This window comes from Burkholderia sp. Ax-1724 (genome assembly GCF_011752995.1).
Classification (GTDB): Bacteria; Pseudomonadota; Gammaproteobacteria; order Burkholderiales; family Burkholderiaceae; genus Paraburkholderia.
The window spans coordinates 371,969-385,980 of the sequence record NZ_VWWL01000001.1 but is presented as its reverse complement, the minus strand read 5'-3'; the positions used below and the strand labels follow the sequence as shown (position 1 = coordinate 385,980).

The 14,012-nt window shown below is 66.4% G+C and carries 9 protein-coding genes; 4 read left to right on the top strand and 5 right to left on the bottom strand.

Annotated features, from left to right (window positions below; genetic code table 11):
• Positions 1 to 81: 81 nt before the first annotated feature.
• The 3 genes from dcd to apbC form a co-directional block, all read right to left on the bottom strand.
• Positions 82 to 651 (bottom strand): dCTP deaminase, encoded by a 570-nt coding sequence (gene dcd, locus F3J19_RS01630; protein WP_008924193.1) that lies wholly within the window; start codon positions 649 to 651, stop codon positions 82 to 84.
• Positions 652 to 793: 142 nt separating this feature from the next.
• Positions 794 to 1,327, bottom strand: coding sequence for a superoxide dismutase family protein (locus tag F3J19_RS01625; RefSeq protein WP_167036619.1), 534 nt, complete (start codon positions 1,325 to 1,327; stop codon positions 794 to 796).
• A gap of 146 nt (positions 1,328 to 1,473) precedes the next feature.
• A complete protein-coding gene (apbC, locus tag F3J19_RS01620; RefSeq protein WP_167036616.1) occupies positions 1,474 to 2,562 on the bottom strand; it encodes an iron-sulfur cluster carrier protein ApbC in 1,089 nt (362 codons plus the stop codon).
• Between the two features lie 399 nt (positions 2,563 to 2,961).
• Between apbC and F3J19_RS01615 the strand changes: the two genes are divergently transcribed.
• Both F3J19_RS01615 and metG read left to right on the top strand, forming a co-directional pair.
• Positions 2,962 to 3,615: an OmpA family protein gene (locus tag F3J19_RS01615; protein ID WP_167036613.1), complete on the top strand. Its 654-nt coding sequence runs from the start codon at positions 2,962 to 2,964 to the stop codon at positions 3,613 to 3,615.
• A 482-nt stretch (positions 3,616 to 4,097) separates the two neighbouring features.
• Positions 4,098 to 6,230 carry a methionine--tRNA ligase gene (gene metG / locus F3J19_RS01610; RefSeq protein ID WP_167036610.1) on the top strand — a complete coding sequence of 711 codons (2,133 nt, stop codon included), beginning with the start codon at positions 4,098 to 4,100 and terminating at the stop codon, positions 6,228 to 6,230.
• A gap of 263 nt (positions 6,231 to 6,493) precedes the next feature.
• Here the strand turns inward: metG and F3J19_RS01605 are convergent, their stop codons facing one another.
• Positions 6,494 to 10,795, bottom strand: a complete 4,302-nt coding sequence (locus F3J19_RS01605; protein WP_167036607.1) for a translocation/assembly module TamB domain-containing protein — start codon at positions 10,793 to 10,795, stop codon at positions 6,494 to 6,496.
• A gap of 45 nt (positions 10,796 to 10,840) precedes the next feature.
• Entirely contained in the window at positions 10,841 to 12,685 is a 1,845-nt protein-coding gene (locus F3J19_RS01600) for an autotransporter assembly complex family protein (RefSeq protein ID WP_167036604.1), read from the bottom strand.
• 210 nt (positions 12,686 to 12,895) lie between these two features.
• On the opposite strand from F3J19_RS01600, the gene F3J19_RS01595 reads away from it, so the two are divergent.
• Complete coding sequence (locus F3J19_RS01595) at positions 12,896 to 13,081, top strand: DUF3460 family protein (RefSeq protein WP_167036601.1); 186 nt, start codon at positions 12,896 to 12,898, stop codon at positions 13,079 to 13,081.
• Between the two features lie 20 nt (positions 13,082 to 13,101).
• A complete protein-coding gene (locus F3J19_RS01590) occupies positions 13,102 to 14,004 on the top strand; it encodes a ScpA family protein (protein ID WP_240158624.1) in 903 nt (300 codons plus the stop codon).
• The last annotated feature ends 8 nt before the right edge of the window (positions 14,005 to 14,012 follow it).

Here is a 14,012-nt window from a genome sequence, read left to right as displayed (position 1 = left end):
TCTCCAAAAAGAACGACCGCTGACTTACCTGGCAAGTGCAGCGGTCACCCGCATAGCTGATGGGTCAAGACGCTGCCGGGGTCACGTTTTCGGCAACGTGACGCCGTGCTGACCTTGATATTTGCCGCCGCGATCCGCGTACGACGTTTCACAAATTTCGTCGCTTTCGAAAAACAGCACCTGGGCGACGCCTTCGTTCGCGTAGATTTTCGCAGGCAAAGGTGTCGTATTCGAGAATTCGAGCGTGACATGCCCTTCCCATTCCGGCTCGAACGGCGTCACGTTGACGATGATCCCGCAGCGCGCGTAGGTGGATTTGCCGAGACACACGGTCAGCACGCTGCGCGGGATGCGGAAGTACTCGACCGTGCGCGCGAGCGCGAACGAATTCGGCGGAATGATGCAGACATCGCCCTTGAAATCGACAAACGATTTCTCGTCGAAGTTCTTCGGATCGACGATCGTCGAATTGATGTTGGTGAAGATCTTGAATTCGTCGGCGCAGCGGATGTCGTAGCCGTAGCTCGAGGTGCCGTAGCTGACAATCTTCCGGCCGTCTTCGGAGACGCGAACCTGATCGGGCGCAAACGGCTCGATCATCTTGTGCGACTCGGCCATGCGCCGGATCCACTTGTCGGATTTGATGGTCATAGGTGAACGCTGCTCGACGTGAATGTCAGGTGTAACGAAAGGTGGGTGAAAAACAACGGGCCGACGCCAGGTGCCCAGCCCGCTGCGAAAGGCGCATATTTTACGCGATCACGGCGATGCCGCCGCCGGCCACCACGGCCGGCTACGGGCGAATCACGCCGCAGGCCAGCGCGACGCCGGCGCCGTGCTGCGGATACGCATAAGGATCGGTCGCATCGCGATGCAGTACGACCGCGCGTTGCAGCACCGAGCGGATGCCGTCGAGCGAGACGTCCGGCGCGACGATGAAGCCGGTGGCTACGCCGTTCGCATCCGCGTGGATGTTGCCGAGGTCGCCCTCGACGCGCGCGCCCATCTTGAGCCGCTCGGCCGCCGGCGAAAACACCTGGCCCGCGCTCGAGCCGTCGGCGGCATTGCAGTCGCCGCGCTCGTGAACCTGCAGCGCGTGGTCGCTATTGGGCGGCAAGCCCGCGAGATTGTAGGTGACCTGAACGCCGTCCGAGCGCTCGATAAACGTCACGAGGCCGTGCGCCTGATTGCCCACGGTGGGCAGCAGCTGCGCGTCGGCGCGCTTCTCCTGCGGTCTCAGGAACACGCCGCAGCCGCTCAGCAATACGCAGCAGGCAGTCAGAACGATAAATGCACGCACCGCCTGCCCGTCGATTCGTTTTCCCATGCGATCCTCTTGCCGGCCTGGCGGCCGCCCCTGCGGCCGCCGAGCCGAACTTGTGAAGCCGACATGATACCGCGAGAGCACGCATAAACAGACGCCCCGGACCCTTGTCCGAACGGCGACCCGCGTGTTTTTCGCGGGTCGCGCCCTCAGGTGTTCTGCACGACGATGTTCGGAAACTTCGAGGTCATGTCGCGCGCGCGCTCGGCGATGTGGATCGCGACCTTGCGCGCGATCGCGCGATAGATCTCCGCGATGCGCCCGTGCGGATCGGCCACGACCGTCGGCGTGCCCGAGTCGGCCTGCTCGCGGATCGTGATGTCGAGCGGCAGGCTGCCGAGCACGTCGACGCCGTACTCCTTGCCCATGCGCTCGCCGCCGCCCGCGCCGAAGATGTGCTCCTCGTGGCCGCAGTTCGAGCAGATATGCAGGCCCATGTTCTCGACGATGCCGAGGATCGGAATGCCGACCTTCTCGAACATCTTGAGGCCCTTCTTCGCGTCGAGCAGCGCGATGTCCTGCGGCGTCGTGACGATCACCGCGCCCGTCACCGGCACGCGCTGCGCGAGCGTCAGCTGGATGTCGCCGGTGCCGGGCGGCATGTCGACGATCAGGTAGTCGAGATCGTGCCAGTTGGTCTGGCGCAGCAGCTGTTCGAGCGCCGAGGTCGCCATCGGACCGCGCCACACCATCGGATTGTCGGCCTCGATCAGGAAGCCGATCGAGTTGGCCTGCACGCCGTGGCCCGTCATCGGGTTCATCGATTTGTCGTCGGGCGACTCGGGGCGGCCCTCGATACCGAGCATGGTCGGCAGCGACGGGCCGTAGATATCGGCGTCGAGAATGCCGACCGAGGCGCCCTCGCTCGCGAGCGCGAGCGCGAGGTTCACGGCGGTCGTGCTCTTGCCCACGCCGCCCTTGCCCGAGGCGACCGCCACGATGTTCTTGACGTTGGGCAGCAGTTTCACGCCGCGCTGCACCGTATGCGCGGCGATCTGCTGGGACACCTCGACGCGCGCGTTCGCCACGCCCGGCACCGCGCGCAGCGCGTCGGCGAACTGCCGGCGAATCGTCTCGAACTGGCTTTGCGCCGGATAGCCGAGCACCACCTCGAGGCTGACCATGTCGCCTGCCACGACCACGTTGCGGACATTTTTTGCGGCCGCGTACGGCAAGCCGGTGTTAGGGTCAGTGACGGCCGCGAGGGCGGCGTCCACCAAAGCCCGATCGATACTCATTGGCACTCCGTGGGAAACACATGGGGCACGGCGGCAACGAAGTCGCGGCCGCGCGCCAGAATTTGAAAAAAATTGTTATACGGCATTGCGAAAATCAGACGTGCCATGCACGCTTGCGCAGGCGGGACGCCATGGGGTCGCATCACCGCGTGTTTCAGGCATCATTGTAGTGTCTGGTGGCAGGCGTTGCCCGAAGACCCTTCTTCGCTGTCGGACCGGCGGCGAAGACAGGCGCCGGATTTCATCCCGGATTTCACCCGAATTTCACCGTTTCATGCTGTTTCGCGCAGTTTTTCGAGTAGTCCGCTGTACCGTACGACCGCCGTCACGTCGGCTCGATAGTTTGGCTGGATCAACCGTACCCGCTGGTTCACTCGCTTCACTCAAGGGGATTTGAAAATGAATGCAAAAATCATGACTCGCATGGCTGTCTTCGCAGTTGCTGGCTCCCTGCTGGCAGGCTGTGCCACCCAACAGGGCACGAATACGGCAGTCGGCACCGGCGTCGGCGCCGGCACGGGCGCCGCGCTCGGCGCGATCTTCGGTGGCGGCAAGGGTGCGGCGATCGGCGCGGCCGCCGGCGCGGCGGTCGGCGGCATCACCGGCTACAACTGGGAAGCGATCCGCAACCGCATGTCGGGCGCCACCAAGGGCACCGGCACGCAGATCACCGAGCAGCCGGACGGCTCGCTCAAGCTGAACATCCCGAGCTCGGTCACGTTCGACACGAGCAGCTACGCGATCAAGCCGTCGTTTGCACCGGTGCTCGACCAGCTCACGCAGACGATGCAGCAGAACCCGGAAATCATCGCCCAGGTGGTCGGCCATACCGACAGCACCGGCTCGGCGCAATATAACCAGACGCTGTCGGTCAACCGTGCGCAAAGCGTGACGGGCTACCTGGCGCAACGCGGCATCGCGCCGCAGCGCCTCTCCGCAAGCGGCATGGGCGCGAGCCAGCCGATCGCCGACAACAACACGGAAGCGGGCCGCGCCGCGAACCGCCGCGTGGAAATCTATCTGCGCGCGACGGCTCAGCACGCTCCGCAATAAGGACGCGCTTCAGGAGAATGAGCGAGCCAGGGGCCGGGCGTTGCCGCCCGCCCCGGTTCGGGCGCCATCGGGAAGACCGGCATGGAGGTACGGCGATTTTGATCCGTTCCGAAGACAATTTCGGCTCGGGTTCGCATCAATTGCCGGCATCCAAGGAATTTGAAAGATGGTTAAAAAAATTTCGAACTCTGCCGAAAAACCGTGGTCTCTCTTTACGGTACGTGGCTGGCGAAGCCGCCGCGGCACCATTCTCCTCTTGTCGTTGTTGCTCCGGGGTTAATCACCCCGGTTTTTTTTTGGGCGCGCGGTTTTGATGTGGTCAGCCGTGCTTCCGCCCCTGCCTTGCCCCTGATCCCCCGCTCGTCCAATGCCCTCGCCGTCCCCGTGACAGCGGCTCTGCCGGCCGGTCCCGCCCGTGCCGCGTGACGCGCCCGCCCTGCTAGAATTGCCGTTTCGTCCCACCGCAGGCACCCAAGATCCTTATGTCAGCCCCCGCCACCGATCTCACCGCAGGCGCGCCGTCCGGCCATCGCCAGATTCTCGTCACGTCGGCCCTTCCGTATGCGAACGGGCAGATTCATATCGGCCACCTGGTCGAATATATCCAGACGGACATCTGGGTCCGGACGCTGCGAATGCACGGCCACGAGGTCTACTACGTGGGCGCCGACGACACGCACGGCACGCCGGTCATGCTGCGCGCGGAAAAGGAAGGGCTGACGCCTAAACAGTTGATCGACCGCGTCTGGCAGGAACACAAGCGCGACTTCGACAGCTTCGGCATTTCGTTCGACAACTACTACTCGACCGATTCCGAAGAGAACCGCGTGCTCAGCGAGAACGTCTACCTCGCGCTCAAGGAAGCGGGTCTGATCGAGGCGCGCGAGATCGAACAGGCGTATGACCCGGTCAAGGAAATGTTCCTGCCGGACCGCTTCATCAAGGGCGAATGCCCGAAATGCGGCGCGAAAGACCAGTACGGCGACAGCTGCGAAGTCTGCGGCTCGACCTACCAGCCCACCGAGCTCGTCAATCCGTACTCGGTCGTCTCGGGCGCGACGCCGGTGCGCAAGACCTCGACGCACTACTTCTTCCGCCTGTCCGATCCGCGCTGCGAAAACTTCCTGCGCGCATGGGTCGGTGGTTTGGCCCAGCCGGAAGCGACCAACAAGATGCGCGAATGGCTCGGCGACGCCGGCGAAGCCAAGCTCGCCGACTGGGACATCTCGCGCGACGCGCCGTACTTCGGCTTCGAGATTCCCGGCGCGCCCGGCAAGTACTTCTACGTATGGCTCGACGCGCCGGTCGGCTACTACGCGAGCTTCAAAAACCTCGCCGAAAAGCGCGGCCTCGACTTCGACGCGTGGGTGCGCAAGGGTTCGAAGGCCGAGCAGTACCACTTCATCGGCAAGGACATCCTCTATTTCCACACGCTGTTCTGGCCGGCCATGCTCGAATTCTCGGGCCATCGCACGCCGACCAACGTGTTCGCGCACGGCTTCCTGACCGTCGACGGCGCGAAGATGTCGAAGTCGCGTGGCACCTTCATCACGGCGCAGAGCGTGATCGACACGGGGCTGAACCCCGAATGGCTGCGCTACTACTTCGCCGCCAAGCTCAACAGCACGATGGAAGACCTCGACCTGAACCTCGACGACTTCCAGGCGCGCGTGAACAGCGATCTGGTCGGCAAGTACGTGAACATCGCGAGCCGCGCGGCCGGCTTCCTCATCAAGCGCTTCGACGGCCGCGTGCAGGACAGCGCGATGCATCATCCGCTGCTCGCCACGCTGCGCGAGGCGATTCCGCAGATCGCCGCAAACTACGAAGCGCGCGAGTACAACCGCGCGCTGCGTCAAACGATGGAGCTGGCCGACACGGTCAACGCCTACGTCGACACCGCGAAGCCGTGGGATCAGGCGAAAGACCCGGCGAACGCGGTCGCGCTGCACGAGACCTGCAGCGTCAGCATCGAGGCGTTCCGTCTGCTGTCGCTGGCGCTGAAGCCGGTGCTGCCGAAGCTCGCCGAAGCGGTCGAGGCGTTCCTCGGCATCGAGCCGCTCAAGTGGGCCGACGCCGGCGTGCCGCTCAGCTCGGCGCAGCCGATCAACGCCTACAAGCATCTGATGACGCGCGTCGATCCGAAGCAGATCGAAGCACTGCTCGCGGCCAACCGCGAGTCGCTGCAAGCCACGCCGGAAGCGGCCTCGGCCGACGCGAAGGGCACCTCGAAGAAAACCGCGAAGGCTCCTGCCGCAAAGGAAGAAGAGCCCGGCATCATCTCGATCGACGACTTCGCGAAGGTCGATCTGCGCATCGCGAAAATCGTCGACTGCAAGGCCGTGGAAGGCTCGGACAAGCTGCTGCAACTGACGCTCGACGTCGGCGAAGAGAAGACCCGCAACGTGTTCTCGGGCATCAAGTCGGCGTATCAGCCGGAGCAGCTGATCGGCAAGCTGACCGTGATGGTCGCCAATCTCGCGCCGCGCAAGATGAAGTTCGGCCTGTCCGAAGGCATGGTGCTCGCGGCATCGGCAACGGACGAGAAGGCCGAGCCGGGGCTCTACGTACTCGAACCGCATAGCGGCGCGAAGCCGGGCATGCGCGTGAAGTAAGACGCGGCGCCGTTCGGGCGCTGTGCGGCAATCGTGGGAAAACGGCACGCCTGAAGCGTGCCGTTTTCTTTTGCGGTGGCACGATAACGCGATGACACGACGGCGCGGCGGCAGCGACGGCACGGGGCGTTTGCGCTGACTGCTTGCAGCCAATCTCCGCGCTTAAGCCAGCGGAAACAGCCGCGCCGAACAGCAAACGCAACCGTGTGTAGTCGTAGCGCCCTGCAACGGCGTCACGTCACCCGCCCGCCCCACCGCCACCCTCACCACTTGATCCGGTCGAACCGCCGCGTATACAGCACGTCGGCCCCATAGAACGTGCCGCCGTACACCACGAACGACCAGTAGCGCGACAGGTTGATGGTCGCCTTGACCGCGTTGCTCGCCGACTGCAACCCCTGCTCATAGCCGATCACGAGCCACTCGTTGATCGCCTTCGACACCATCACGACCTGCGGATCGGTCAGGCCGACGTCGCTGCGGCCGATCGAAAACTCGTCGAGCCCGACCGTCTGCGCAATCCGCTTGCCGGTCGCGCTGCCGAGCAGCGCAAGCGCCGTCGTCATCGTGCTCTGTTGGCCGAGGTTGTTGCCCTGGTCGGTGCCATGGCCGAACAGCAGCCACGAGAGCTTTTCGTTATCGGGCACGCTCGGCTCCGACACGAGCCGCGCGACCGGCAATTGCAGCGTGCCCGTCACCTGCACGCCCGCCTCGACCTGCTGGTTGCGGCGCATCGCGAGAATGTTGATGCCCGGATTCGTGACCGGACCGTTGAACGTGAAGAAGCCGTTCTCGATCGCGAGCTTGCGGCCGAACGCGGTATAGGTCGAACCCGGTGTCACGCGCACGTTGCCGACCGCGCGCAGCGGCATGTTCGGCGCACTCGTCGCGGTGATCGTGCCGGCAAGGCCGAGATCGGCACCCTGGCCGCGGAAGCGGAAGTTGTTGCCGAGACCGATCTGGATATTGGCGCGCGGCGAGAACGGGCTGACCCGCTGCTCGCCGCCTTCGCTCGGACGCGGCTGGCCGCCCGAGCGCGTGCCGTCCGGGCGGATGATCACGACGTCGTCGCCGAGGCTCGGCGCGGCCTGCTCGGGCATATCGAACAGCGCGCTGTCGACGACGAACTTGCCGTCGATAGCGAGCCCGCGCTCGGTCCCGCCGTTCGCGATGGCCGCGCTGCCCGACAACGACAGATGACGATCGGGCGACGCGAACACATCGAGCTTGTCGGCGACGATGCTCGCGGTCAGATCGGGCTCGGCGCCGTCGAGGCGAATGCGGCCGGTCGCGCGCAACGTGCCGCTCGAGCCATGAAACTCGACCTGCTGGAAATCCACCATGTTCTGCGACAGCGCGATGCGCACCACGCCGTCCTTCAGTTGCACACCCTGGCTGACCACGGTCGCGGACAACCCGTCGCCGACGAGCGAGCCCGTCACGCTCGGCTTCGCGACCGCGCCGCCGAGCGCGAGCTTGAGCGCGAGGTGCCCGTCGAGCAGATAGCTCGGACCGAGCAGGCCGCCCGTGGTGCGCAGCGACGGCACGTCGACATTGACGTTGCCCGACAACGCGCCCTGCGGATCGACACTCAACAGGCCATCGCGCATCACGAGCAGCGTGTGCGCATCGGCATCGATCACGCCGACCCGGCTCGCTTGCGCATGCACGGTCGCGTTGAGGCGATTGCCGCCCGTGAATTCGGCGCGCGCGCGAACCTCGCCAATCCCCATCGAGGCCAGCCCGCGGCCGATTTCGACCGTCACGTCGCCGCTGCGCCGCCGCAGTTCGATATGGCCGCTCGCCGTCGTGCCGAGCGAGAAGTCCCAGTCGCCGTCGAACACGAGATCGGTTCTGACGGCCGGCGGCTCGCCGGTGATTTCGCGGCGCAGGTCCTGCAGACGGGCGAGCGACACGCCGGTCAGATTGCCCGCCGACTGGATGCGACCGTGATCGAACACGAACGACTTGAGGCTCAGCACCGCGCCTTCGATCATCAGATGCGTGGCGCCGAGCGTGAGCCGGCCCGGCCCCGCGCCGACCGCGAGCGGCGCATCGAGATTGAGCGACGGCATGCCGCGATTCTGCAAACGCGTGACCGTGCCGTCCCAGCGCGTGCCGTCGCGGGTATCGGTCAGCTTGCCGTTGGCGGCGAGCGTCAGATCGAGCGGATGGTCCTGCATCTTGCCGGTGGCCGCAGCCTCCAACGTGTGATTGGCGCGCGTGCCCGAGAGACGCGCCGTCAACGTGCTCAGATCGACGCCGCCCGCGCTCACGTTGCGCGCGTCGGTCGTGAACGCGAGCACGCCGTTCGCGCCGTCGCGCAATTCGGCATGGCCTTCCGCATGACCGACCCGGTTGCTCGCGAACACGAAGCCGTCGGCCTTGTAGTTCAGCGTGACGTTCGGATGCGCGAGCGAGCCGGTCACGTCGCCGTCGGCGGCGACCGCGCCCGCGATGCCGAAACCGAGCCGTTCGAGCTGCGGCGCGTCGAGGCGAAAACGCAGCCGGTCGCCCGGCGCGCCGAAGCTGCCTTGCAGATCGACCTGGTTGCCCGCCACCGACAGCGTCGCGCGGCTCGGCAGAATCCGCGTGCCGGCCAGCTGGATCGTGCCGCTGCCCGTGAGCGGCAAGTCGTCGTAGACGCTCGGCCCGAGCTTGAATTCGGCGCGCGTCGTGAAGACCGGCGCGAGCACGCCGGTTGCGCTGAGCGTGCCGTTCACGCGCGCCTCGATCCGGCGCGCGGGCGCTGCCGTACGTGGCGCGGGGGTTGCACGATGCGCGGGCGGCGTCTTGCGCTCCAGCACCTCGCTGCGCACCGCCGCCTGGGCGGTGTTCTTCGCCACGGCGGCGGCCTGATCGCCTGGGGCCGCGCTTTTCGCGCCGGCGGTTCGGGTGGTCCCCGCAGCCGGCGCGGCCGCCGACGCCACTGATGAAGCGGCCGGCGGCGTGACCGGCGTACGCGACGGCATCTGCGAAGTCAACGACAGCGGGTCGAAGTCGGTCAGTTGCGCTTTCAGGTTGTAGGTGGAATTCGCGTCGTGCTTGAGCGCGCCGGACAGATCGATACGGCCGCGGCCCGACGTCACGCGCACGTCGTTGAAGCTGATCCGCGCCGGGTCGAACGTGACCTTGCCCTGGGCGCGCAGCGCAGCGGCCGGGTCGGCGAGATCGAGCGTGAGGCTCTGGATATCGTCGTTCAGGCGGATGCCGATCGTGCCGCCCAGTTGCGTGGGCCGCACCGTCGCCTGCAATGCGTTCAGATCGAGCCGCGCGACGCGCAGGTCGATCTGGCCGTGCCGGTCGCTCAGCGTGCCGCCGCCCGTGACCGTCGCGTCGCGCACGAGCCGCACGTTCAGGTTCGAGATGCTTTGCGTCCGGGCGTCGAGCCGCACGTCGGTGTTCGCGTCGATGAGCGGCAGCAGGTTCTGGTCGATCGCGCCGGGTTTCGCGTTGACGATCGACAGGTGACCCGCGACGGCAAAGCCCGCGGTCGCGCCACTCGCCGCGTTCGCAGCCCCTGCTCCTGTAGAAGCAGCCGCGGTAGTAGCAGCCCCGCTGGCACCGGCCGGAACCCCGGCCGCGCCGCCCTGCCCCACCGGCTGCAACTCCGCGCGCACGGCCAGATCGGCCAGCGGCGCGCCAGGCGCAAAAGCTTGCGGATTCACGTGATCGAAGCTCAGCGTCGCGCGCTGCAGCGGCACCGCGTCGAACGGCGCGGCCTCGACCCGCGCGTGACCGGTCAGCTTCATGCCGCTCGCATCGAGTTCGGCGACGAGCTGTTCGAGCGTGCCGCTCAGATGCCCGCCGACCTGCACCGCCTCGTCGCGGACCTTGCCCGAATAGCCGACCTCGCCGGTCAGCGGAAACGGCTGCACGCCGTCCAGTTTCGCCGACGCCGTCAGCGCGCCGAACGGCGTATCGAGCCGATCGATCGAGGCCTCGTGGTGGCGTCCATCGCTGCGCCCATGAAACGCGAAGTGCGACAACTCCGTCGTCGAAGTGCCCTGGTGCAGCAGTAAACGCTCGACCTGCACGTCGCGGATGTCGAGCGGCATCGGCAGGCGCAGATCGCGCGGCAGCTTCATCGGCTCGCTGCTGCTCGACGACGAGGCGCCCAGCCACGTCTCGATCGTGCCGACGTGCAGATAGTCGATCGTGAAGCGCCACGGCGTGCGCGCCAGCGCCCAGCGGCCCGCGACGCGGTCGATCCGGATATCGGTGCCGCTGCCGTCGAGGCTGCGCCAGTGAACGTCGCGCAGTTGCACGCCGCTTGCGAGCGTACCGCCGTCGAGCGTGCCGCCGAGCTGGCCGCCCAATAGCCTGAGCGCCGCGTGCCATGCGTACGCGGTGCCGCGTTCGGTCGTAAGCGCGCCGTACAGCAGGCCGGCCGCGAGCGCGACGAGCAGCACCAGCACGGCCACCGTGCCCGCGACCGTTCTGAGCAGCAGCCGGCCCCAGCGCCGCTTCGGCGGCGGCGTTTCGGGCGGCTGCCCCGGCGGCTCCGCTGGCGGCGTGGCGCCGGGCGGCTGCGCGGGGGTCGGGTCGGTGACGTCCGTGGTCATGCGTGAATAAGTTGGCAGATAGGCTGGCGGGTTTGCATCGGCGCGTCAGAAGGCGATGCCGAGCGTCAGGTAAGGCCGCACGCTTCTGTTGCGGATGCCGTACGCGAGATCGACGTTGACCGGACCGACCGGGCTGCGCCAGCGCGCGCCGACGCCGACACCCGGATAGAAGACTTTCTCGCCCCAGGTGTCGGTGGCGGTGCCGATGTCGAAGAATGCGGCCGCGCCCCAGTCGTGCGAGAACCAGTGCTGATATTCGGCCGCGCCCGTCACGAGATATTTGGTCGGCAGGATCGAGCCGGCGACGTCGTTGCCGATGCTCTGGAAGCCGTAGCCGCGCACCGAGTTCGAGCCGCCTGCGCGGAACAGCAGCGATGCCGGAATGCCGCTCGAACTGCCGCTCGTGAACACGCCGCCGAGTTCGGCGCGAATCAGCACGATGTCGTCATGGCCGATCGGCAGATACTGCTGGCCGCGCGCGTAGCCGCGAATGAAGGTCTGGTCGGCCAGCAGGCCCTTGACCGCGAAGCCCGCCTCGGCGTGGATCAGGTTGCCGCTGCGCGGGAACAGCGGGTCGTCGGTATTGCGCCGGGTCCACGACCACGCCGGCACGAGCGCGTGCGCGGTGGTCGGCGGCGCCGCGTTCTGGTCGAGCCGGTCGTCGTAGAACAGCAGCGAGTAGCTGTAGTCGAGGTATTGCGAGGTGCGCGAGCGCTGCACACCACCGCGAATGCTGTAGATGCGCGTGTCGGAGACGTCGGTGGTCGTGTACGAGGCGAGCACGCTATTGGTCCACGCGCGCGGGCCCGGCGGCATCGACAGTTGAATCTGGCCGTACTGCTGGGTCTGGTCGGCGCGCCCCTCGACCGTGAACGGCCACGCCTTGCCGAACGTGTTCAGATAGGTGTACGCACCCTGCACGAGCGGACCGTTGTCGGTCGAATAGCCGACGCCGCCGCGAAAGCTGTGATACGGAAACTCCGACACTTTCACGTGCACCGGCGTGTTGAGCGGCTTGGCCGGGTCGTTGTCGAGATCGATCGCGACGCTCGCGAAGTACGGCGTGTTCTGCAATTGCCGCTGCAGTTCGGCGACGCTGCGCGTGTCGTAGACCTGGCCCGGCGAAATCGGATTGACGTTATGGACGATGCGCTCGGGATAGCGCCGCGTACCCTGCACGTCAATCGCGCCCATCGTGAAGGTCGGGCCGCTGTCGTAAGTTACCGACAGCTTCGCCGTGTGCGTGCGCGGATCGACGAGCGCCTCGGAGTGGTAGATCTTCGCGGCAAGATAGCGGCGCGATTGCAACTCGCGCAGCGAGGCGTTCTTCGCGTCGTCCCAGTCGCTCTGCGAAAACGGCTGGCCTTCGTGCAGCGAGAACGCGAAGCGGGTGGCGTTTTCCTGCGCCGTGTCCTCGGTCACGACCGCGCCGCGAAACGACAGGTCGACCGAGCTGACGAGGGTCTGCGGGCCCGCCTCGACCCGCACGGTGACGCGCCGCACGTCGTCGACGGTGCGCACGTCGGTGCTGACGACCGGTGAGAAATAGCCCTGGGTCGCAGCGAGATCGCGCACCTGCTGCGGCGTGGCGGTAATCAGAAACGAGAACTGGTCTTCGCTGATGTCGGGCCGCTTCGCGAAACGGGCGATGTCGAGGTGCTGTTCGAGCAGCCGGCGCAGCGCGCGCGGCTCGGCGACGACGTCGACCTTGTAGCTCGGCTTCGCGCGCGCCGCGTGGGCCTCGCCGGCCACGAGCGTCAGCAGGACGAGACTCAACGCGAGCCACGCGAGCAGCCAGCACCGCACGGGCAGCGAACGGTGCCGCGCGGCGTGCCGCTGCCGTTCTCGCCCGCGCCGCCCACGCGGCTTGTCGATCGTACCTACCGCCAAACAGGACCTCCGGCCAGAATTGATCAGTGCTTGCTCCCGGCGCGCCCGGGCCTGCTATTTGACCACATCGGCGCGGGGGGCGAGATCCCAAAAAGAGGGGGCGGCGTTTTTCGACCGCGCGCGGCGCATGCGGTAAAATTCCGCCACGATGGCGCCGCGTCGCCGGCACTGCCAGACGCGCGCCCTTTCACCCATCACGGACGTCGAGCCATGTATCAATCGGACATCACCCAGTTCCTGAACCAGCTCAAGCAGCAGAAACCCAATCTGGAAGCCGAGCAACGCCGCGGCCGAGCGCTGCTGTGGGACAAACAGCCGGTCGATCTCGACGAACGCGCCGAGCAGCAAGCCTCGCGCGTCGCGCAGACACCCTACCAGTACTACCAGAACTTCTGAGCGCCCCAGTCACGCCGACGATGAGTCACGCCGACGAGGCCCACGGCCCGCTGCATGGGCCGGTCCATGGGCCGCTGCACGGTCCGCCGGCCGATGCCGCGCTCGCCGCTCCCGCCACCGACTCGACACCCGACACGGTCGACGGCGTCGCGTTCGCGCGCCTGTACGGCGAGCCGCTGTTCAAGCTGCCGAACGACCTGTACATCCCGCCGGACGCGCTCGAAGTGTTCCTCGAGACCTTCGAGGGACCGCTGGATCTGTTGCTGTACCTGATCCGCAAGCAGAACTTCAACGTGCTCGACATCCCGATGGCGGATGTCACCACGCAATATCTCGGCTACGTCGAGCAGTTGCGCAAGACCAATCTCGAACTCGCGTCCGAGTATCTGCTGATGGCCGCGATGCTGATCGAGATCAAATCGCGCATGCTGCTGCCGGTCAAGAAGGCCGACACCGGCGAGGACGCCGAGGACCCGCGCGCCGAACTCGTGCGCCGCCTGCTCGAATACGAGCAGATGAAGCTCGCCGCGCAGCGCATCGACCAGTTGCCGCAGCTCGGGCGCGACTTCCTGCGCGCCGAGGTCTATATCGAGCAGAGCATCACGCCGCGCTTCCCGGACGTGAGCAGCGACGATCTGCGCGCCGCGTGGGCCGACGTCATCAAGCGCGCGAAGCTCGTCCAGCATCACAAGATTTCGCGCGAAGAGCTGTCGGTGCGCGAGCACATGAGCCTGATCCTGCGGCAGTTGCAGAACACGCGCTTCATCGAGTTCTCCGACCTGTTCGATACGAGCCGGGGTGTGCCGGTCGTGGTGGTGAACTTCATCGCCGTGCTCGAACTGTGCCGCGAATCGCTCGTCGAGATTACGCAGGCGGAGCCGTTCGCGCCGATTTACGTGCGGCTCGCTTATCTGCCGGCCTGATTGAGCGG

Bases quoted from the DNA above. Each gene is read 5' to 3' on its own strand.
- dcd (WP_008924193.1), bottom strand. From the start codon at position 651: ATGACCATCAAATCCGACAAGTGGATCCGGCGCATGGCCGAGTCGCAC.
- F3J19_RS01625 (WP_167036619.1), bottom strand. From the start codon at position 1,327: ATGGGAAAACGAATCGACGGGCAGGCGGTGCGTGCATTTATCGTTCTG.
- apbC (WP_167036616.1), bottom strand. From the start codon at position 2,562: ATGAGTATCGATCGGGCTTTGGTGGACGCCGCCCTCGCGGCCGTCACT.
- F3J19_RS01615 (WP_167036613.1), top strand. From the start codon at position 2,962: ATGAATGCAAAAATCATGACTCGCATGGCTGTCTTCGCAGTTGCTGGC.
- metG (WP_167036610.1), top strand. From the start codon at position 4,098: ATGTCAGCCCCCGCCACCGATCTCACCGCAGGCGCGCCGTCCGGCCAT.
- F3J19_RS01605 (WP_167036607.1), bottom strand. From the start codon at position 10,795: ATGACCACGGACGTCACCGACCCGACCCCCGCGCAGCCGCCCGGCGCC.
- F3J19_RS01595 (WP_167036601.1), top strand. From the start codon at position 12,896: ATGTATCAATCGGACATCACCCAGTTCCTGAACCAGCTCAAGCAGCAG.
- F3J19_RS01590 (WP_240158624.1), top strand. From the start codon at position 13,102: ATGAGTCACGCCGACGAGGCCCACGGCCCGCTGCATGGGCCGGTCCAT.